At 70.2% G+C, this 18508-nt stretch carries 19 protein-coding genes, 2 tRNA genes and 1 other RNA gene; 8 read left to right on the forward strand and 14 right to left on the reverse strand.

Features of this window, described 5'->3' with window-relative positions; translation table 11 throughout:
* Positions 1 to 99, reverse strand: a 99-nt coding sequence (gene rpmF, locus VFH59_RS12710) for a 50S ribosomal protein L32 (RefSeq protein ID WP_325165289.1), incomplete at its 3' end; no start/stop codon positions are given.
* A 16-nt stretch (positions 100 to 115) separates the two neighbouring features.
* Positions 116 to 634 carry a YceD family protein gene (locus VFH59_RS12715; protein ID WP_414655891.1) on the reverse strand — a complete coding sequence of 173 codons (519 nt, stop codon included), beginning with the start codon at positions 632 to 634 and terminating at the stop codon, positions 116 to 118.
* A 111-nt stretch (positions 635 to 745) separates the two neighbouring features.
* Here VFH59_RS12715 and VFH59_RS12720 point away from each other — a divergent pair, with 111 nt between their 5' ends.
* Positions 746 to 1204 (forward strand): hypothetical protein, encoded by a 459-nt coding sequence (locus VFH59_RS12720; RefSeq protein WP_414655892.1) that lies wholly within the window; start codon positions 746 to 748, stop codon positions 1202 to 1204.
* A complete protein-coding gene (locus VFH59_RS12725) occupies positions 1201 to 1782 on the forward strand; it encodes a Maf family protein (protein WP_325165274.1) in 582 nt (193 codons plus the stop codon). The genes VFH59_RS12720 and VFH59_RS12725 overlap by 4 nt, the downstream gene beginning before the upstream one ends.
* A 43-nt stretch (positions 1783 to 1825) precedes the next feature.
* Here VFH59_RS12725 and VFH59_RS12730 read toward each other — a convergent pair whose 3' ends face one another.
* Entirely contained in the window at positions 1826 to 3316 is a 1491-nt protein-coding gene (locus VFH59_RS12730) for an ArnT family glycosyltransferase (protein ID WP_325165275.1), read from the reverse strand.
* A gap of 136 nt (positions 3317 to 3452) precedes the next feature.
* Here VFH59_RS12730 and VFH59_RS12735 point away from each other — a divergent pair, with 136 nt between their 5' ends.
* Genes VFH59_RS12735 through VFH59_RS12750 form a run of 4 tightly spaced genes read left to right on the forward strand, consistent with a single transcriptional unit; the run spans position 3453 to position 7977 of the window.
* Entirely contained in the window at positions 3453 to 4394 is a 942-nt protein-coding gene (locus VFH59_RS12735) for a MoxR family ATPase (protein ID WP_325165276.1), read from the forward strand.
* A gap of 2 nt (positions 4395 to 4396) precedes the next feature.
* A complete protein-coding gene (locus tag VFH59_RS12740; RefSeq protein WP_325165277.1) occupies positions 4397 to 5350 on the forward strand; it encodes a DUF58 domain-containing protein in 954 nt (317 codons plus the stop codon).
* Positions 5347 to 7314: a DUF3488 and transglutaminase-like domain-containing protein gene (locus VFH59_RS12745; RefSeq protein ID WP_325165278.1), complete on the forward strand. Its 1968-nt coding sequence runs from the start codon at positions 5347 to 5349 to the stop codon at positions 7312 to 7314. Before VFH59_RS12740 ends, VFH59_RS12745 begins: the two co-directional genes overlap by 4 nt.
* 48 nt (positions 7315 to 7362) lie before the next feature.
* A complete protein-coding gene (locus VFH59_RS12750) occupies positions 7363 to 7977 on the forward strand; it encodes a Slp family lipoprotein (RefSeq protein ID WP_325165279.1) in 615 nt (204 codons plus the stop codon).
* A gap of 103 nt (positions 7978 to 8080) precedes the next feature.
* Here the strand turns inward: VFH59_RS12750 and VFH59_RS12755 are convergent, their stop codons facing one another.
* The 8 genes from VFH59_RS12755 to VFH59_RS12790 all read right to left on the reverse strand — a co-directional run bounded on the left by VFH59_RS12755 (position 8081) and on the right by VFH59_RS12790 (position 13161).
* Positions 8081 to 8425: a histidine triad nucleotide-binding protein gene (locus tag VFH59_RS12755; protein ID WP_325165280.1), complete on the reverse strand. Its 345-nt coding sequence runs from the start codon at positions 8423 to 8425 to the stop codon at positions 8081 to 8083.
* A gap of 73 nt (positions 8426 to 8498) precedes the next feature.
* A complete protein-coding gene (gene recR, locus VFH59_RS12760; protein WP_325165281.1) occupies positions 8499 to 9098 on the reverse strand; it encodes a recombination mediator RecR in 600 nt (199 codons plus the stop codon).
* A 113-nt stretch (positions 9099 to 9211) separates the two neighbouring features.
* Entirely contained in the window at positions 9212 to 9535 is a 324-nt protein-coding gene (locus VFH59_RS12765; protein WP_325165282.1) for a YbaB/EbfC family nucleoid-associated protein, read from the reverse strand.
* Positions 9536 to 9548: 13 nt separating this feature from the next.
* The gene (gene dnaX, locus VFH59_RS12770; protein WP_325165283.1) at positions 9549 to 11198 is read right to left on the reverse strand and encodes a DNA polymerase III subunit gamma/tau; all 1650 of its coding nucleotides are present in this window, start codon (positions 11196 to 11198) and stop codon (positions 9549 to 9551) included.
* Positions 11199 to 11327: 129 nt separating this feature from the next.
* Positions 11328 to 11424: signal recognition particle sRNA small type (gene ffs / locus VFH59_RS12775), an RNA gene on the reverse strand.
* 40 nt (positions 11425 to 11464) lie between these two features.
* Positions 11465 to 11557, reverse strand: a tRNA-Ser gene (locus tag VFH59_RS12780).
* A gap of 120 nt (positions 11558 to 11677) precedes the next feature.
* Positions 11678 to 12436 carry an MBL fold metallo-hydrolase gene (locus VFH59_RS12785; RefSeq protein WP_325165284.1) on the reverse strand — a complete coding sequence of 253 codons (759 nt, stop codon included), beginning with the start codon at positions 12434 to 12436 and terminating at the stop codon, positions 11678 to 11680.
* Complete coding sequence (locus VFH59_RS12790; RefSeq protein ID WP_325165285.1) at positions 12433 to 13161, reverse strand: 3-deoxy-D-manno-octulosonic acid kinase; 729 nt, start codon at positions 13159 to 13161, stop codon at positions 12433 to 12435. Before VFH59_RS12790 ends, VFH59_RS12785 begins: the two co-directional genes overlap by 4 nt.
* Before the next feature lie 21 nt (positions 13162 to 13182).
* Between VFH59_RS12790 and VFH59_RS12795 the strand changes: the two genes are divergently transcribed.
* Positions 13183 to 14253, forward strand: a complete 1071-nt coding sequence (locus VFH59_RS12795; RefSeq protein WP_414655893.1) for a glycosyltransferase family 9 protein — start codon at positions 13183 to 13185, stop codon at positions 14251 to 14253.
* 72 nt (positions 14254 to 14325) lie between these two features.
* Here the strand turns inward: VFH59_RS12795 and VFH59_RS12800 are convergent, their stop codons facing one another.
* Genes VFH59_RS12800 through hisS form a run of 3 tightly spaced genes read right to left on the reverse strand, consistent with a single transcriptional unit; the run spans position 14326 to position 18101 of the window.
* Positions 14326 to 14730: a DUF6165 family protein gene (locus VFH59_RS12800; protein ID WP_325165286.1), complete on the reverse strand. Its 405-nt coding sequence runs from the start codon at positions 14728 to 14730 to the stop codon at positions 14326 to 14328.
* 15 nt (positions 14731 to 14745) lie between these two features.
* Complete coding sequence (locus tag VFH59_RS12805) at positions 14746 to 16689, reverse strand: aromatic amino acid ammonia-lyase (protein WP_325165287.1); 1944 nt, start codon at positions 16687 to 16689, stop codon at positions 14746 to 14748.
* 35 nt (positions 16690 to 16724) lie between these two features.
* A complete protein-coding gene (gene hisS / locus VFH59_RS12810) occupies positions 16725 to 18101 on the reverse strand; it encodes a histidine--tRNA ligase (protein ID WP_325165288.1) in 1377 nt (458 codons plus the stop codon).
* 161 nt (positions 18102 to 18262) lie between these two features.
* On the opposite strand from hisS, the gene VFH59_RS12815 reads away from it, so the two are divergent.
* A tRNA-Pro gene (locus tag VFH59_RS12815) sits at positions 18263 to 18339 on the forward strand.
* Positions 18340 to 18508 lie beyond the last annotated feature (169 nt).

Below are 18508 nucleotides of genomic sequence, written 5' to 3' on the forward strand. Positions count from 1 at the left end.
GCTGGTCGGGTCGGTCGCCAGCTGCACGGTCTTGAGCTTGTCGTGCGAACGACGCATGCCGCGGGTGGACGGGGTCTTGCGGCTCTTGGCAACGGCCATGGGTGTATCTCCGGCTTCAATCGGTTTTCTTGAGTTCGCGCAGAACCGCGAACGGGTTGTCGTCGGGCTCCGCCTCGGATTCCTCCGGGCCGGGGCCGGTCACTTCGGGTGGCAGGCTGCTGTCCGGATTGACCGGTACCAGCGGCAGTGCCAACAGCAATTCGTCCTCGATCACGGCGGCCAGGTCCAGCTTGCCGTCGTCCTCGACCAGCAGGGGCTCGCACCCGGGCGGCAGGGCCGCCTCCTCGCGCTCGCTGCGGATCAGGCCCAGCCGGCTGTCCACCGTCAGCGGCAGCACGAAGGGTTCCAGCGTGCGCTGACAGGTGACCGTCAGCGGCGCCTCGACGTGCACCTGAAGGTAGGCCGTGCCGAACTCGTCGCGACCGAAATCCAGCGCGTACTGCGCAGCCCCTTCGTTGCCGGCCAGCATCCCGCGCAGGCGGGGCATGGCGGCCACGGGAAGCATCCCGGCAAACGAACGCCGCGCCGAGACCATGCGCCAAGCGTCCACGGACTCTGGCAGTGTCACGGACATAATCGCGAAATCTTAGGATCGACAGGAACCTAAGTCAACCAAGCCGCCTTGGGCTTTGCCTGTCGCCGGGACTGCGGCAGACTGCCCTTCCGATCGTTACCGGCAGTTCCCGTGCCCGCTACCCTTGCCTTCGGCCTCGCCGCGATGTGCCTGCTGCTGGTAGGCGCCGGCGCGCTCGTGCTGGCCGGGCGCCGGCGCCGACTGGAGCGCCGACGCCATAGTATGCACCGGCTGCTGGAGCTGGCGGACCAGCTGGAGGCGGACCTGAAGACTTGCCGCAATGGCCTCAAGCAGGCGCATGCGGTGATGTCGCTCAACCCCGACCAGCCGGCTGCCGGCGAGCAGGAAGCCACCCAGGCGATCGATGCCGGCCTGCGCTCGCTGCTCCAGCAGCGCCTGTGGATCCGCGACTGCGCACCCGATGCCAGCCAGCAGGGCCTGGACGAAGCGGCCGCCGACATGAGCCAGACCCGCGCCCGGCTGCGCCCGCTGGTGCGTGCGCTGGAGCGTGCGCACCACGAGCTGGACGACGCCATGCGCGAGCACATCCGCCGCGAATCGGACGTATGACGCCGCTGGTGCTCGGCTCGACTTCGCGCTATCGCGCGGAGCTGCTGCGCCGGCTGGTGCCGGACTTCGAGCAGCGCGCACCCGGCACCGACGAAACGCTGGGCCCGGGCGAGCCGCCGGCCGAGGGTGCCTTGCGGCTGGCGATCGCCAAGGCCGAGGGTGCGGCGCGCGGCGGCTTGCCGTGCGCACTGGTGATCGGCTCGGACCAGATCGCCGAGCTCGACGGCCGCGCGCTGGGCAAGCCTGGCAGCATCGAAGGCGCGCGCGCCCAACTGGCCGATTGCGCCGGGCGCGAAGTGCGTTTCCATACCGGCCTGTGCCTGCTCGACACCCGCGATGGGCGACAGCGCACACACCTCGATACGACGCGGGTGCGGTTCCGGCCACTCACCAGGACGGAAATCGCCCGCTATGTCGAGCGCGAGATGCCGCTGGACTGCGCCGGCAGTTTCAAGTGCGAGGGGCTTGGGATCGCACTGTTCGAGCGCATCGACAGCAGCGACCCGACCGCGCTGGTCGGCCTGCCGCTGATCGCGTTGGCGCAATTGCTCCGCGAAGCCGGCCTGGCCATCCCCTGACCCGCGAATCGCCTCCCAGGGCACGCGTCACCAGCGGTCGCGCCTACACGCCCTCGGCTGCCGCCCGCGCGTTTCGCCAGAACACGCATTGCGCCGGATCGGCGGCCTGCCCTTCCCGCAGCACGTCAGGCACCCGCCCGCGATAGTACGCGAGGCTCTTGCGCCCACTGAACAGCACCAGCCGGGTGACCAGCCGCGGCGCCTCGACGCTGCCACAGATGGCCCCCAGCCGTTCCAGCCGCTCCCGTTCGCGCATCACCTCGCTTACCACCAGCAGCATCGGTTCACCGGCATGCGCGGCGCGTAACCCGTTCTCGTCCCGCTGCCATACCGCCAGTTGCGATGCGCGGCCGTGCTTGGCATTGAGCCCGCTGTCGAGCGAGTACACGGGGCGCTGCCCGCCGAACTGGAACTCCAGCTCGGCGGCGAGCATGAAGTTGTCGGCCACCAGCACGGCGTCCCGCTGCTGCAGCAGGGTGCGCGCCTGTGCCGCGCCTTCCCGCCAGCCGACGAAATGCGTCGGAAACGCCCTGCCCGAGGCCAGCACGTCGGCGCCCCGTGGGCTCGCCGCGAGCGCGAGGTAACCCAGCCCCAGCAGCGTCCCAAGCCCACCCAGCAGTCCGCCGGCCGCGCTGACGACGCGCCAGCCACGACCCGCCTCACGACAGAGCGCAGGCAGCGCAGCCAGCAACGGGAGGTAGCCGGGCAACGGCCAATGCGCTCGGAAGCGCTGGTCATCGGCGAACAGCCCCAACAGGAAATACGGCGCCAGGAAGCCGAGCGACGTCCAGGCGAGCAGATCCCAAGGGGCGCCCTCGCAACGCCGGCGCCAGCTCGTCCACAACACCCACAGCAGCACGACGTAGAGCACCGGAGTGCAGGCGATTGCCTGCTCGAGCGGCTGTACCAGCGCGTCGGCGTGGAAACGCCACGGGTTGCGGTCGACCAGCTGGAAGGCGATTCCCGCGCCGTGCTGGCGCCAGTTCGACTCGATGAGAGGAACCAGCCCCAGCGCTGCCACGGCGAGCGCCAGCCACAAGCCGCCGCGACGCCACTGGGCTCGGCCGCGCGGCGTACACGCCAGCAGCAACAGGCCTGCGAACATGGCCATGGCTGCGCGGTAATGGGTCAGCCACGCGGCGGCCAGCGCGAAGCCCAGCAGCAGCCAGTCACGCAGGCGGCCTTCGTCCATCGCGCGCAACAGCGCGTACAGCCCCACCGCGATCGCGAGCGTGAGCGGCACGTCCGGCATCGCCATCACCCCGAACGTGCCGGCCAGCGGCAGTGCCAGGCACAACAGGCCCGCCTGCCAGCCCGCACGCGCATCGAAGGCTCGCCGCCCGAACGCCACCATCACCCACGGCAGCGCACTGCCCAGCAGCAGGAACGGCCAGCGCATGCCGACCAGCCCGTGCCCGGCCACGCGCTCGCCCAGCCAGATCAGCCAGGCGGTCAATGGCGGCAGGTCGCTGTAGCCCCAGGCCGGATGCCGGCTTTCCAGCCAGTAAAAGGCCTCGTCGCCAAACGGCGACATGGTGGCGGCCACCATGCACTTGAGAACCAGCAGAGCGACGAACGCAATGAGGAACGCGCCTCGCCAGCGCGCGAGACCGGCCGCTACACTCGACCGGCCCTCGCCGTGTTCCGCCCGTGCCGACTGCCAGGAACCCATGTCCGCCATCACTCCCCTGCCCGAAGAAACGCTCCACCCGCGCCTGGAAGCGGCCATGGCCCAGGTCAACCGCGTGCTGCTCGGCAAGCCGCGCCAGGTGAAGCTGGCCTTTACCTGCCTGATCGCCGGCGGCCACCTGCTGCTGGAGGACGTGCCCGGCGTGGGCAAGACCACCCTGGCGCACGCGCTGGCTGCAAGCTTTGCGCTGGAGTTCCAGCGCGTGCAATTCACCAGCGACCTGCTGCCTTCGGACATTATCGGCGTCAGCGTGTTCGAGCGCGAAACCGGCCAGTTCCGCTTCCATCCCGGACCGATCTTCACCGGCCTGATGCTGGCCGACGAGATCAACCGCGCCACCCCCAAGACGCAGAGCGCGCTGCTCGAGGCCATGGCCGAGGGCCAGGTCACGGTGGACGGCCAGACCCATACGCTGGCGCAGCCGTTCTTCGTGGTGGCGACGCAGAACCCGCTGGACCTGCACGGCACCTTCCCCCTGCCCGATTCGCAACTGGACCGCTTCATGTTGCGCATCTCGCTCGACTACCCCGACGCCGCAGCCGAGCGCGCGCTGCTGGCCGGCACCGACCGACGCGACCTGCTCGCCCAGCTCACGCCGCAACTGGACGCGCCCAGCCTGTCCGCGCTGCACCGCCAGGCGCAGGGCATCACCGCCAGCGGTGCGCTGCTCGACTACCTGCAGGCGCTGCTTTCGGCCAGCCGCCGCCACGCCGACATCCGCGTCGGCCTGTCGCCGCGCGCCGGCATCGCCCTGCTCGGCGCGGCGCGTGCCTGGGCCCTGCTGAGCGGCCGTGGCCACGTGTTGCCAGAGGACATCCAGGCGCTGTTCGTGCCGCTGGCCGCGCACCGGCTGGTGCCCTCGCGTGGCGCCAGCGGGGACGCGCTGGCCCGCGCGCTGCTGGCCGACACCGCGGTCGACTGACCGTGCGCGACGCGCTGCGCCGCCTGCAGCAGCTGGCCGAACGGCGGCTTCCGGCGCTGACCCGCTTCCGCCGCGCCGAGCCGATGCCGATCGAGCTGAACCGGCGGCGCATCTACATCGTGCCGACCGGCTTCGGCCTCGGCTTCACGGTGCTGCTGCTGGTGATGCTGGTCGGGTCGCTGAACTATTCCAACAACGCCGCCCTGCTGCTCACCTGCATGCTGGGTGCGGCCGGCGCGGCCAGCATGCTGGTCGCGTTCCGCACCCTCGACGGGCTGGCGCTGGCGAGCGTACGTGCCGGCCAGGCGATCGCCGGCGAGCCGCTGGCGCTGACGCTGGAGTTCGAATCGACACGCCCGCGCAGTGCGATCCGGGTCGACCTCGACAAGGCTTGCCAGGCCTTCGCCATGGACACCTCGGGGAAAGCCGACGTCACCCTGCCGCTGGCCACCGGCGAACGCGGCTGGCAGCCGTTGCCGCGCGTGCGCGTCTGGACGACCTGGCCGCTGGGTCTGTTCCGCGCCTGGAGCTGGCTGCATCCGGAGCAGTCGGTGCTGGTCTGGCCGCGCCCGGAACGCAGCGGTCCATCGCCACGCCTGCCCGCCGACGAAGGCCTGCGCCCGCGCCTGCACCGGGGCGAGGACCTGGCTGCCCTGCGCGACTACCGCAGCGGCGACCCGCGCAAGCACATCGCCTGGAAAGCGAGCGCACGCCTGGGCCAGTTGCTCAGCAAGGACTTCGAGCAGCCCGAGTCGCGACCGGAATGGCGCCTGGACTGGCGCGAACTGGCCGGCATGGACGACGAGGCCCGCATCGCCCGCCTCGCCCGCTGGCTGGGCGAGGCGCATGCCCAGGGTCGGCGCCACAGCCTGTGGCTGCCGGCCCAGTCGATCGAGGTCGGCAGCGGCCCGGGCCACAACGCGCGCTGCATGAGCGCACTGGCGTCGCTGCCATGATCGCCCTCGTGCAACGTTCCACGCCCGAGGCGCCCCTGGACGCGCGCGCGTTCGACCTGCTCAGCCTGACGATGGCGTTCGTGCTCGGCGTGCACGCACCACACCTGCCCTGGTGGCTGACCGCCGGGCTGGCGCTGGTGCTGGCACTGAGTTGGCTGCTGCGCCGCCGGTATCACGCGCGGGCGCCGCTCCTTGTCAAACTGCCGTTGCTGGGCCTCCTTGCGGTTGCCGTGGTCTTCACCTACGGCACCATCTTCGGCCAGCAACCCGGCTCCGCCCTGGCCGTCGGCCTACTGGTGCTCAAACTGCTGGAAAGCGGCACGCCCCGGGACGCCAGGGTCGGCGTGAGCTTCGCGTGCTTCGGGTTGATGGCCGCGCTGCTATTCGGCCAGGGGCTGGTCGATACGCTGGTGGTGGCCCTGGGCCTGCTGCCCGCGCTTGCCACGCTGCGCGCGCTGGAACCGGCGCAGGCACCTTCCAGCCTGCCGCGGGCCTTGCTGCCCGGGCTGGCCCTGCTCGCCGCCGCCGTGCCCCTGGCCCTGCTCGCCTTCATGCTGGTGCCCCGGCTGAACTCGCCGCTGTGGGGCGCGGCCAACCGCGCCCAGGCGCACACCGGCCTCAGCGACACCATGTCGCCCGGCAACTTCACCGAGCTGCTCACCGATGACCGGCCCGCCATGCGGGTCAGTTTCGAAGGCGCGCCGCCGCCCCCCCGGCTCCGCTACTTCCGCGCCTACGTGATGGAACGGTTCGACGGGCGCACCTGGCATTACGGCAGTGTGGCGAACGGCGCACCGGTGCCGCTCGAGGCGGGTGGCGCCCTCCGCTACCAGATCAGCCTGGAACCCAGCCACCAGTACGTGCTGCCTGCCCTGGACGTGCCCCTGCAGCCGCCCGCCGACGCGCACATGCGGCGCGACCGCGTGATCGTCGCGGACAAGCCGGTGGACGCGATGACCAGCTACGCGCTGAGCTCGGCCACCGGCTACCGGCTCGAGCCCCGCCTCGACGCCCATTACCGGCGCTGGCTGCAGCTACCCTCGGGCTTCAACCCGCGTGCGCTGGCGCAAGGGCAGGCCTGGCGCCAGCGCTACGGCAACGACCGGCCGGCCATCGTGGCGGCGGCGCTTGCCCTTTTCCACAATGGCGGCTTCAGCTACACGCTGGCGCCGGCGCCATTGGGGCGCGACAGCGTCGACGATTTCCTGTTCGGCACCCGCGAGGGCTTCTGCGAACACTACGCCTCCTCCTTCACGGTGCTGATGCGCGCCGCGGGCATTCCCGCGCGCGTGGTCACCGGCTACCAGGGCGGCTACTGGAGCCCGCTGGGCAACTACCTGCTGGTGCGCCAGTCCGATGCACACGCGTGGAGCGAGGTGTGGCTGGAGGGCCGCGGCTGGGTGCGCATCGACCCCACCGCGGCCGTACGGCCGGAGCGCGTCAGCCTGGGCGCCGCGGCGGCGGCCGGTGACCAGCTCGGCTGGGCGGAAACCAGCTGGCTGGCGTCGTTGCGAGACCGGTGGGACGTGGTCAACCACTGGTGGACCCAGGGCGTTATCGGTTTCGATGCGCTGCGCCAGCGTGGCCTGCTGACCCCGTTCGGCGTCCGCGACACAGGCACCGCGATGCTCGGCATGCTGCTGGCGATCGGCGTTGCACTGTTCGTGGCGATCGGCATCGGATGGGCCTTGTGGCGACGCGAGCGGCCGGAGCCGTCGCGCCAGGCACTGCGCCGGCTGGAGGCCAGGCTGGCCCGTGCCGGCATCACGCGCCGCCGCAGCGAGGGGCCGCAGCATTACCTGCGCCGCGCGGCGCGGGCGCTGCCGGCCCAGCGGGACCAGCTGGAGCAGTTGATGAACCGTTACCTCGAACTGCGCTATGCACACGACGAACCGGTGCCTGAACTGCTGCGGGAATTCCAGCAGGCGGTACGGGAATTCCGGCCACGTCGCGTGGTCAAATGATTATCCATGCGGTCGCTTCGGCGACCGTTTGTCCCAGGGAGAACCACCATGTCCTTTCCTTACCGCCCTCTGGCCCTGGCTACCGCCTTCGGCCTGCTGACCGCCTGCGCAACGGTGCCCCAGCCGCTGCAGGGCACCTACTCCAGCGTGAGCACCGCAAGCGCCCAGCAGGGCGGCGCCGGCGGTGCGAAGGTGCGCTGGGGCGGCGAGATCATCAAGACCGAGCCCGGCCCGCAGGAAACCTGCTTCTATGTGCTGTCGCATCCGCTGGACAAGCAGGCACGGCCCGAGATCGGCAACAGCGGTACCACCGAAGGCCGCTTCGTTGCCTGCCATGAAGGTTTCTACGATCCGGAGGTGTTCACTCGCGGCCGCGAGCTGACCGTCGCCGGCACCCTGCACGGTACCGTGACCAAGAAGGTGGGCGACTACGATTACGCGTACCCGAGGGTGGAAGCCGACGTGGTCTATCTGTGGCCCAAGCGTCCGGTGACGGTGCGCTATCCGTCCGGCTATTACGATCCTTTCTGGGGTCCGGGCTGGGGCCCGGGTTGGGGGCCGTACTGGGGCCCGTGGGGTGATCCGTTCTGGGATCGCCCGCGCGTGATCATCGTGCGCCCGGCCCCGGCGCCTGCCCCGAAGCCGACCGCGGGCCACAGATAGCCGCCTCTGGCTACGGAAACGCCGGCCCCTGCGGCCGGCGTTTTTTCGTGCCCGCCGGCCGTCTGGGGGCGATGGCGCCAAGGGGCGCCCTACAGTCTTGGCGTCAGCCCGGCGGCCAGCCCATCCGGCGGCCAGCCAGCAGGTGCACGTGCAGGTGGAAGACGGTCTGACCGCCATGCTCGTTGCAGTTGATTACCGTCCGGTAGCCCTGCCCGGCCAGCCCCTCCCGCCGGGCGTACTCGGCCGCGGCGAGCAGTAACCTGCCGAGCAGTTCCGCATCGCCCGGCTGCGCGTCGTCGAGCGTCGGCAACGCCTTCTTCGGAACGAACAGCACGTGCACCGGCGCCTGCGGATTCAAGTCACGGAAACCGACCACGTCGTCGTTCTCGAAAACGATGTCGGCGGGGATCTCGCGCCGGATGATCTTGCCGAAGATGGTGTCGCCCATGCCTGGCTCCTCGCGTGGATTCACAGGCGCAGCAGCATACCCCGGACGCAGGCCGGCGCGGGCTCGCCCCGGCTCATTCGAGCGCCTGGCGGCTGCCGAAGGCATGCGCCAGCGTGCCGCGGTCGACGTACTCCAGCTCGCCCCCGAGCGGCACGCCGTGGGCCAGGCGGGTCGGCTTCACGCCACCGGCATGCGCCAGCTGCGCCAGGTAGTGCGCGGTGGCCTCGCCTTCGACGGTCGGGTTGGTGGCGATGATCATTTCTTCGATCTCGCCCTCGCCCAGGCGGGCGCTCAACTGTGCCAGGCCCAGTTCCTCCGGACCCAGCCCGTCCAACGGCGACAGGCGCCCCAGCAGCACGAAGTACTGCCCGCGGTAGCCCGTCGCCTGCTCGATCGCGGCAAGGTCGGTCGGCGATTCGACCACGCACAGAACCTGGCGATCACGGCCTGGACTGGCGCACAGCGCGCACACCGGCTCCTCGCTGAAGTTGCGGCAGCGCGTGCAGTTGCCGATGCGCTCCATCGCCTCGCGCAGCACGCCGGCGAGCTTCAGCCCGCGCGTGCGCTCGCGTTCAAGCAGGTGGAAGGCCATCCGCTGCGCGCTCTTGCCGCCCACGCCGGGCAGGCAGCGCAGGGCTTCGATGAGGTCGGCGAGGAGGGGGGAGCCTGTCATGGAGCCTGGGTACGTGCGGTCGGTCGGTTGCGGGGAAGCCGGTGGCGTCGCTTGCGGCAAAGAGCTGGCAGGCACGGGCATGCGTCTCCGCTGCCCGCCCCCCAACCCGCGCGTCAGAACGGCATCTTGAAGCCGGGCGGCAGGTTCATGCCGGCGGTCACGCCGCCGAGCTTGCTGCGGCTGGCCTCGGCCACCTTGTTGACCGCGTCGTTCACGGCCGCCGCGACCAGGTCCTCGGCCATCTCGGGGTCGTCGGCGAACAGCTTGCGGTCGATCTGCACGCGGCGCACCTCGTGCGCACCGGTCATCAACACGGTGACCAGGCCGCCGCCGGCGCTGCCGGTGACTTCCATCCGCGCGATTTCTTCCTGCGCACGCTTCATGTCTTCCTGCATGCGCTGGGCCTGCTGCATCAGCTGACCGATCTGGCCTCTCATGACTTTGCTCCGCTCAACTTTCGATGGGTTTGATGGACTGCGGCACCACGCGGGCGCCGAATTCGCGCTTGAGCGACTGCACCAGCGGATCCTCCTCGATCGCCTGCTCGGCGGCGCTCTGCGCGCTCTCGCGAGCGGAGGCGGCACGCGCGGCGGGAGTTTCCGCGGCGCCGTGGCTGTCCGCGACGAAACGCAGCTTGATGCGCTCGCCCAGCACGTCGCCGATGCGATCGGCCATCTGGCCGACCATCGGTTCGACCGCCAGGTGCATGTGCGCCGGCTGCAGCGCCAGGACCAGCGTGTTGCCGTCGCGCTCGCGCAACGCGGCGTTCTGCGCCAGCTGGCCGAGCGGGCCGCGCAGGCCGGCTTGCTCGATCAGGGCATCCCAGCGCGGCAGGCCGCGGGCGTCGGTGGCCAGCGGCGGGCGCGGGGCGTGGGCCGGTGCCGAAGCACCGGGCGGTGCGGCTGAAGGGGCTGCACGGGCAACCGGAGCCTCGCCGCGGGGCGCGACCGGGGCCGGCCGCGGCGCGGGCGCGGGACGGGCCGCGCGCTCGACCGTCGCGGACTCGCCCGCCTCGCCCGGCCGGAACGCCAGCATCCGCAGCAGCGCCATCTCGAAGCCGGTGCGCGCGTCGGGCGCGAGCGCCAGGTCGCGCCGGCCGGTGGTGGCGATCTGGTAGTACAGCTGCACGTCTTCCGGCTGCATGCGTCCGGCCAGCGCGGCGAGGCTTTCGCCGTCGTCGCCCTCGCCTTCACCGTGGTAGCCCGGCACCAACTGCATCAGCTGGATGCGGTGCAGGGTGGCGGCCAGGTCATCGAGCACGCCGCCGAAGTCGGGCGAGTAGGAGGCGATGCGCTCGCACTCGGCCATCAGCCGTGCGCCGTCGCCATCGGAAAGCGCGTCGAGCACGCCCAGTACCTGGCCGCGTGCCACGCTGCCGAGCATGGCGCGCACGTCGTCGGCCTTGAGCGCACCGCCGCCGTAGGCGATCGCCTGGTCCAGCAGCGACAGGCCGTCGCGCAGCGAGCCGTCGGCACCGCGGGCCAGCTCGCCGATCGCCGCGTCCTCGTAGGCGATCTTCTCGGCTTCGAGGATGTGCCGCATCTGGCCGGAGATCTGCTCAGGCAGCAGGCGCTTCAGGTTGAACTTCAGGCAGCGCGACAGCACCGTCACCGGCAGCTTCTGCGGGTCGGTGGTCGCCAGCAGGAACTTCACGTGCGGCGGCGGCTCCTCCAGCGTCTTGAGCAAGGCATTGAAGGCCGGCTTGGAGAGCATGTGCACCTCGTCCACCAGGTACACCTTGAAGCGGCCGCGCGCCGGCGCGTACTGCGCGTTCTCGATCACCTCGCGCACGTCGTCCACGCCGGTGTTGCTGGCCGCGTCGATCTCCAGCAGGTCGACGAAGCGGCCGGCGTCCACCGCCGTGCAGACCGCGCACTCGCCGCAGGGATCGGCCGACTCGCCGCGCTCGCAATTGAGCGACTTGGCGAAGATGCGCGCGATGGTGGTCTTGCCCACGCCGCGGGTGCCGGTGAACAGGTAGGCGTGGTGCATGCGCCCGGTGTCCAGCGCATTGGTGAGCGCGCGCACCACATGCTCCTGCCCGACCAGCTCGACGAACTTGCGCGGGCGCCACTTGCGGGCGAGGACCTGATAGGACATGCGTTGGAGCCTGTTCTGCGGGCGGGGCCGAAGGCCCCTGCGTCAGTGCCGACGTGGGGGCGAAGACCGATTGTGCCAAGTCGACGGCGGCAAGTCAGCCGAGCGCGTCGGAGCCCGAAATGGCGGCGGCCCCGCCAGCCACACCCCGGCACCCGAATCATCCACTACCGTTGCTTCCTTCCGGACCTGGCGGGGTTTGCGGACTATCGTCGCGGGGGGACCGACGGGGCCACCATGGACGTTGGGCACGAGGCCCTAGATGAAACTGGCGGAGAGGGCGGGATTCGAACCCGCGATACGGGGATAAGCCGTATACACACTTTCCAGGCGTGCTCCTTCAACCACTCGGACACCTCTCCGGATCTTCCTTGCCGCCCGGGGGCTGGCAAAGAAGCGGAAGGATAGCGATACGCCCTCGCCGAGACAAGCGACCGACCCTGTTCCTCTCCCGCGCACCGCCCGGACGCGGCAAGGAACCGCTAGCCGGCGTCGGCCCGCGATGGCGACGGGATCGGCAGCGCGATCGCCTCGCCGGGCTGTGCGATGGCAAAGCCGCGCGCCCTCAGCTGGCCGCCATCGGCGGCACTGCCGTAGTGGTAGAGCACCAGCTGGCTCAGCAGGCGCGAGTCGTATTCGCGCTCCAGGTCATCGATGCCGCTGTGCGAGGGATTGCCGACCAGTCCGCAATCGTGCAGCACGCGCTCGTCGCCGGCCGCGTACTGCGCCAGCATCTCCGGCACCGGCCGGGTATCTCCGGTGAACACGAAGCTGCCGTGCAGCGCGAGGCCGAACGAGGTGTTCGGCCGGTGATGGCGCGTGGGGAACACGTCGAACCACCAGCCGTCCAGCCAGAACCCACGGCTGCACGGCACCAGGCGGAACGCCTCCCAGAAATTGACCCCGCCTTCGGCCAGCACGCCCGGGTAGTCGGCCACGCGCGTCTGCAGCCAAGGCAGCAGCGCCGCATGAGTGAAGACGCGCACGCTGCCGCGCAGCGCCTCGTCGAACCAAAGCCGGGTGAACAGCCGCTCCATCCCGCCGACATGGTCCAGATGGGTGTGGGTGATGTAGATCGCGCGCGGCAGCTCGCCGTAGGCGGCGAGGTAGCGGTCCAGCGTGTCCGGGCCGCAGTCGATCAGCAGCAACGGCACGTCGTCCCGTTCGAGTACCGCAGCGGAGGAGCCCAGTTCGACCGCGTGGGCGGCACCGACGCCGAGGAAGCGCAGCGACCAGCTCATGCGGCCATCGTCCGTTCGTAGCCATACACCAGCGGCCCCCAGATGGCGGCCTGGAAATCGTCGATCCGCCCGGTGGCGCCGAGCTTGACCAGCGAGCGGCGCAAACGCGCCAGGTTCGCCAGGCGCCATGCTTCCGCCGGCGACCGCAACGCGCCGCGGTCGAAGTCGATCAGGTACAGCGCCTCGGGCGTGACCAGCACGTTGTGTGCGTTCAGGTCGGCGTGCCAGATGCCCTCGCGGTGGAAGCGCGCGACCAGCGCGCCGGTCTCGCGCGCCAGGTCGGCGTCCAGCCGGCCGTCGGACAGGCACTGGGCCAGCGTGCGCGCATCGTCGATGCGGCGGGTGATGAGGTCGGCGGTGTACGACAGGCCGCGTCGGCGGTAGCGCGCCGCCACCGGTTGCGGCGCCGGCAGTTTCAAGGCGGCGATATGCGCCAGCAGGCGAAACTCGGCAAAGCTGCGCGTGCGCGCTGCACCCGTCCAGAGGTAGTGGTCGCGGTTGAAGCGCGCAATCAGTCCCCCGCGGTGGTAGTGCCGCAAGACGCAAGCGCCGTCGGGCGTCCCGATCATCGCCACGCCGCCGCGACCGCCGCCCTGCGTCTCGAGTGCGCCGCGGTTGCGCCAGTAGCCCGGATCGAACCAGTCGCTGCCGACCGCGCCCACGAGGGACGCGTCGGACAGTACGGCGCCGCCGTCTTCCTCGCGGATCTGCTCCTGCATCATCATGTGCGGTCGAAGGAGACGTTCATGCCGGTCGATTCTATCCCAAGCCCCCTGCCCGCTCCCGCCTCGCTGTGCCTTCTGCGCACCTCGGCGATCGGCGATGTCACCCACGTCGTGCCGCTGGTGCGCACGCTGCAGCAGGCCTGGCCGCAGACGGCGCTGACCTGGGTGGTGGGCAAGCTCGAGCGCAAGCTCGTCGGCGACATCGAAGGGGTCGGGTTCGTCACCTTCGACAAGGGCGCCGGCCGGGCCGGCATGCGTGCGGTGTGGGACGCGTTACGCGGGCGGCGCTTCGATGCGCTGCTGCAGATGCAGGTGGCGCTGCGCTCGAACCTGCTCAGCCTGGGCATCCGTGCGCACAGGCGTATCGGTTACGACGTCGCGCGGTCGAAGGACCTGCATGGCCTGGTCGTCAATGAGCGCATTCCCGCACGCACCGGCGAGCACGTTCTCGATGCCATCGGGAGTTTCTGCGAGCCGCTGGGCCTGAAGCAGACGCAGGTGCGCTGGGACATCCCGGTTCCCGAAGAGGCCCACGCCTGGGCCGGGCAGCAGCTGCCGGGCGGCACGCCCACCCTGCTGGTCAGCCCCACCTCCAGCCACGCCCTGCGCAACTGGCAGCCGGAACGCTACGCGGCGGTGATCGACCACGCGCTGGCGCGTGGCTGGCGCGTGGCACTGGTCGGCGGCCCGTCCCCGGGCGAGCGGACCATGGCCGATGCGGTGCTGGCCGCCTGCAGGCGCCAGCCGCTGGACCTCACCGGCAAGGACACGCTCAAGCGGCTGCTGGCGCTGCTCGGCCGGGCGCAGTTGCTGCTCACGCCCGACTCCGGGCCGATGCACATGGCCAACGCCGTGGGCACCAAGGTGCTGGGATTGCATGCGGCGAGCAATCCGGAACGCTCGGGGCCCTACTCGGACCGCCGCTGGTGCGTGGACAAGTACGACGAGGCGGCGCGGCAGTTCCTGGGCAAGCCGGCGAGCGAGCTGGCCTGGGGCACGAAAATCGAGCGCCCCGGCGTGATGGAACTGATCGGGGTCGACGACGTCGTCGAGCGGTTCGAGGCGTTCGCCCTGTCCCGGGGACTGGCCTGACCTGGGCCCCCGCAAAGGCGGGGCGCAGGTTTCCGGCAAGCGGTGGCGCTGCGCCTGGCCCGAGCTTCCGAGTCAGGCTCCGGACGGGCGGTAGTCCTGGTAGGACTTCTCTTCCACCAGCTGCGAGCCCAGCTTGAGGTTGATCTCGCGCTTGACCGCAGCGCGCTCGTCGTTGCGGAAATACACCGAACGCGCCAGCTCGACGAACTCGGCATCGAACGCCTGCGCCCTTTCCTTCAGGCGGATGCGGTCCTCGATGTCCCACAGCGCCTCGTTGACGGCGAGCAGGCGCGCGCGTTCGTCGGCGATGTCGGTCTGGGACGCCGGGTCGTTCGCCCAGGTCGCATTCAGCAGCTCCAGCTCATTGCGCACGTTGGCGAGCTTGGCCGGATCGGTGATCTGGCGCGCCTTGATCTCCAGGATCGTGATCTTGTCGATCAGCTCGCCATAGGAAACCGGGACTTGGATGAGGCTCATGGGGACTCCGGGAATTCAGGGGTAATCGACGAGGTCGGCGACCAGCCACGGATGGGCTGCGGCGGCGAACGCGCGTTCCTGCTGTAGGGCGCACGCGGCGCGGACGTCACCGTCCATCGCACGGTCGCGGTGCATGAAGGCGATGCGTTCGCGCAGCAGGGCGTGCGCCGTCTGCACCGCCGTACCGGCATGGAACTCCCCGCTTTCGGCCAGCGCCGCCATCAGCTGGCGCACCTCCCGCTCGAACTGGGCGTAGTGCGGGTGATCCTCGCGCGGTGCGTTGCCGATCTTGGCGGCCAGGGCGCGCCAGTCGCCACGTGCAGCCAGGCGGCGCGCGGCGTTGAGCATCTCGCGGCGGTAGTCCAGCGCCTGCGCCGCGGTGTAGAGCTCCAGCGCCAGCACGTGGCCGAGGTCCTCCATCATCTCGAGCACGTGGCGCGCCTCGTTGGCGCCCATCGAGACGTGATCCTCGGCATTGGCGCTGGTCGGGACCGAATACACGCTGGCCGGGTGCGCGCGGGTGGCCAGGTCGTTGACCAGTGCGGCGGCGGTGTACTGCACGATCATGAAGCCCGAGTCGGTGCCGTCCTCGTTGCCCGTGAGGAAAGCCGGCAGGCCGTCGTTGGTGGCCGGGTCGACCAGCTTGTTGAGGCGCCGCTCGGAGATCGAGGCCAGCACCGGAATGGCCGCCTTGACGTAGCTCATCGCCAGCGCCAGCGGCATGCCATGGAAATGGCCGGCGGAGATCACCTGCTCCTCGATGAACTGCGCCCCCTCGGCATCGGGGAAGATCAGCGGATTGTCGGTCACCGAGTTGAGCTCGATGTCGATCACGCGGCAGGCCTGCGCCCAGGCGTCGCGTACCGCGCCGTGCACCTGCGGCATGCAGCGCAGGCAGTAGGCGTCCTGCGGCTGGTGCTTCTTGCCGCCCTTGAACGGCAGGAACCGGTCGTAGAAGGCCTCGCGACCGTGGCGCTGGTTCGCGGGCACCCAGTCCCAGCCGATGTCGAAGGACAGCGCCTGGTCTTCCGGCAGCGCCCATGCCTCGGCCGACCACGGCTTGAAGCGCGGCACCAGGTGATAGGGAATGTCGAGGAGCGTCGAATCGGCCAGCAGCTGGCGCACGTGCGACGCCACCTCGACCTGGCCCGGGTGCGGGCGCAGTGCATGCACCTCGGGGCGCAGCGCGCCGCTGCGGCCGGCAAAGGCGTCCAGCGTCATCGCGGCGGCAAGGTTCGCCACGCCGAGCAGGTATTCCAGATCGTCCAGTGCCAGCACCGCGGTGGCCAGCATCTGCGCGGTGCCGTTGTTGAGTGCCAGGCCTTCCTTGAAGGACAGGCGGATCGGCTCCAGGCCCGCTCGCGCCAGCGCCTCGGCGCCGGGCAGGCGCTCGCCCTCGAAGAAGGCCTCGCCGCCGCCCAGCAGCACGATGGCCAGGTGCGAGAGTGGCGCCAGGTCGCCGCTGGCGCCGACCGAGCCCTTCTCCGGCACGACCGGCACCACGCCCCGGTTGAGCATCCCGGTGAGCGCCTCCAGCGTGGACACCCGGATCCCCGAGTGTCCGCGCATCAGCGTGTTGATGCGGATCACCAGCATGGCCCGCACCACGTCCGGCGCGAACGGTTTACCCACGCAGACGGCGTGGGTGACGATCAGGTTGTGCTGCAGTTCCTCCATGAGGCTCGCGCCGCTCCGGGCCGGATGGCGCGGGTCGGCCTGGTCGACGACCAGCTCGTCGCGCAGGCGATGCCCGCCGAGCAACTTGTCCGCATTGCTGCCGAAGCCGGTGGTGACGCCATAGGTCGGCTCGCCACAGCTGACCTTTTCGGCCAGGAAGTCGGCCGCATGCTGGACCCGCTCGAGCTGGGTCGGTTCCAGCTCCACCGCCGCGCCGCCGCGTGCCACGGCAACCAGCTGCGCGCGGGTGAGGCTGCGGCCATCGAGAATGATCTTGTCCACCGGTGCTCCGTCGTATCCGTGGGTGAGTCGGTGACTCACTGCCCCATTGCGGCCGCCTGTTCCAGCTCCACCCGCAGCACCTTGACCAGTTCGCCGCGCGCCACTTCGAACTGGTCGCCACGGCGAAGATCCTTGACCGTGGCCACGTCCTTGGCCAGCTCGTCCTCGCCCAGCACCACGGCGAAGCGGATGCCTGCGCGGTCGGCATACTTGAACTGCTTGCCGAGCTTGCCGCTTTCGAGCACCACCTCGGTCGAGATCCCGGCCGCGCGAAGCTCGCTGGCGATGCCGAGGTAGACGGGCAGCTGCGCCGGATCCATCTGCGTGACCAGCACGTCGACCGTGCTTCGCGCCGGGCCCAGCAGGCCGGCATCACGCAATTGCCAGAACAGACGTGTCAGGCCGATGGAGATGCCCACGCCCGGCAGCCTGGACCTGGTGTACTGGCTGGCCAGGTTCTCGTAGCGGCCGCCCGAGCAGATCGAACCGATCTGCGGATGGTCGTTGAGCGTGGTCTCGTAGACGGTGCCGGTGTAGTAGTCCAGGCCGCGGGCGATCGAGAGGTTCAGCGCGAAATGGGTTTCCGGCACACCGAAGTCGCGGATCAGGCCGAGCACTTCCTTCAGCTCCGCCCGGCCCTGCTCCAGCGCCTCGGACCCGTCGCCCAGCGCATCGAGCTTGGCGAAGGCATCCGCCAGCGAGCTGGAGCGCACCTGCACGAAGTCCAGGATCCTGCCCACCACCTCGGGCGCAAGGCCGAAGGCCTCGCCGGTCAGCGTGTCGCGCACGTAGTCCGCGCCGCGCTTGTCCAGTTTGTCCACCTCGCGCAGCACCAGCATCTGCTGCTCGGCATCGGCGACACCGAGGGTTTCGAAATAGCCTCGCATCAGCTTGCGGTTGTTGAGCTGGATGGTGAACGCACCGATGTCGAGCTCGCGGAACACGCTGTAGATCACCGCCGGCAGTTCGGCGTCGTAGCGCGTGCTCAGGCTGTCCTTGCCGATCACGTCGATGTCGCACTGGTAGAACTCGCGGAAGCGCCCGCGCTGGGCGCGCTCGCCGCGGTACACGCGCTGCATCTGGTAGCGGCGGAACGGGAAGCTGAGGTCGTGCTCGTGCTCGGCGACGTAGCGCGCCAGCGGCACGGTGAGGTCGAAGCGCAGCGCCATATCGGGCTTCTCGCCCTGCTCCAGCGCGCCGGTCGACTGCACGAAGTACACCTGGCGCTCGGTCTCGCCGCCGGTCTTGGTCAGCAGCACGTCGGCGAACTCGATCACCGGCGTCTCCACCGGCAGGAAACCGAAGCGCTCGAAATTGCGGCGAATGGTGTCGAGCATGCGCTGGAACGCGATCTGGTCCAGCGGCAGCAGCTCGAGCACGCCGGGCATGGTGCGGGCCGGGGTAAGCGCCATGGAATCCTCTGCTTTCGGGTAACGGAAGCGGCGCGCGGTGCCGCGCGACGGCAGCCGCCTAGGTTAGCAGATGGCCGCGCCCGCCCCGGCGTGCGCCGCGCGAAAAAAAGCCGCGGGGATGTTGCCAAGGCATCGTCGGCTCACTAAGATACGCGGCTCCACGGGGTGTAGCTCAGCCTGGTAGAGCGCTACGTTCGGGACGTAGAAGTCGCATGTTCGAATCATGTCACCCCGACCAAGGTTCGTGGAAAGGCCACCCCAGCGGTGGCCTTTTTCTTTGGTGATCCCTGGCCGGGCGAAGCATGCTGGGAACCCACTTGTGGGCGATGCTCTTGCGTCCGACGGCACCGCCCCAAGGCATCGCCCACAAGCGGGCTCCTACGAGGCAACGGCCAGGGCAGCCAGCT

The organism is Frateuria sp. (assembly GCF_035695185.1).
Lineage (GTDB): Bacteria > Pseudomonadota > Gammaproteobacteria > Xanthomonadales > Rhodanobacteraceae > Frateuria_A.

Bases quoted from the DNA above. Each gene is read 5' to 3' on its own strand.
- VFH59_RS12755 (WP_325165280.1), bottom strand. From the start codon at position 8,425: ATGGGCGACACCATCTTCGGCAAGATCATCCGGCGCGAGATCCCCGCC.
- VFH59_RS12745 (WP_325165278.1), top strand. From the start codon at position 5,347: ATGATCGCCCTCGTGCAACGTTCCACGCCCGAGGCGCCCCTGGACGCG.
- VFH59_RS12715 (WP_414655891.1), bottom strand. From the start codon at position 634: ATGTCCGTGACACTGCCAGAGTCCGTGGACGCTTGGCGCATGGTCTCG.
- VFH59_RS12790 (WP_325165285.1), bottom strand. From the start codon at position 13,161: ATGATGATGCAGGAGCAGATCCGCGAGGAAGACGGCGGCGCCGTACTG.
- hisS (WP_325165288.1), bottom strand. From the start codon at position 18,101: ATGGCGCTTACCCCGGCCCGCACCATGCCCGGCGTGCTCGAGCTGCTG.
- VFH59_RS12785 (WP_325165284.1), bottom strand. From the start codon at position 12,436: ATGAGCTGGTCGCTGCGCTTCCTCGGCGTCGGTGCCGCCCACGCGGTC.
- VFH59_RS12730 (WP_325165275.1), bottom strand. From the start codon at position 3,316: ATGTCGCCGTTTGGCGACGAGGCCTTTTACTGGCTGGAAAGCCGGCAT.
- VFH59_RS12765 (WP_325165282.1), bottom strand. From the start codon at position 9,535: ATGAGAGGCCAGATCGGTCAGCTGATGCAGCAGGCCCAGCGCATGCAG.
- VFH59_RS12725 (WP_325165274.1), top strand. From the start codon at position 1,201: ATGACGCCGCTGGTGCTCGGCTCGACTTCGCGCTATCGCGCGGAGCTG.
- VFH59_RS12750 (WP_325165279.1), top strand. From the start codon at position 7,363: ATGTCCTTTCCTTACCGCCCTCTGGCCCTGGCTACCGCCTTCGGCCTG.
- dnaX (WP_325165283.1), bottom strand. From the start codon at position 11,198: ATGTCCTATCAGGTCCTCGCCCGCAAGTGGCGCCCGCGCAAGTTCGTC.
- recR (WP_325165281.1), bottom strand. From the start codon at position 9,098: ATGACAGGCTCCCCCCTCCTCGCCGACCTCATCGAAGCCCTGCGCTGC.
- VFH59_RS12795 (WP_414655893.1), top strand. From the start codon at position 13,183: ATGCCGGTCGATTCTATCCCAAGCCCCCTGCCCGCTCCCGCCTCGCTG.
- VFH59_RS12735 (WP_325165276.1), top strand. From the start codon at position 3,453: ATGTCCGCCATCACTCCCCTGCCCGAAGAAACGCTCCACCCGCGCCTG.
- VFH59_RS12800 (WP_325165286.1), bottom strand. From the start codon at position 14,730: ATGAGCCTCATCCAAGTCCCGGTTTCCTATGGCGAGCTGATCGACAAG.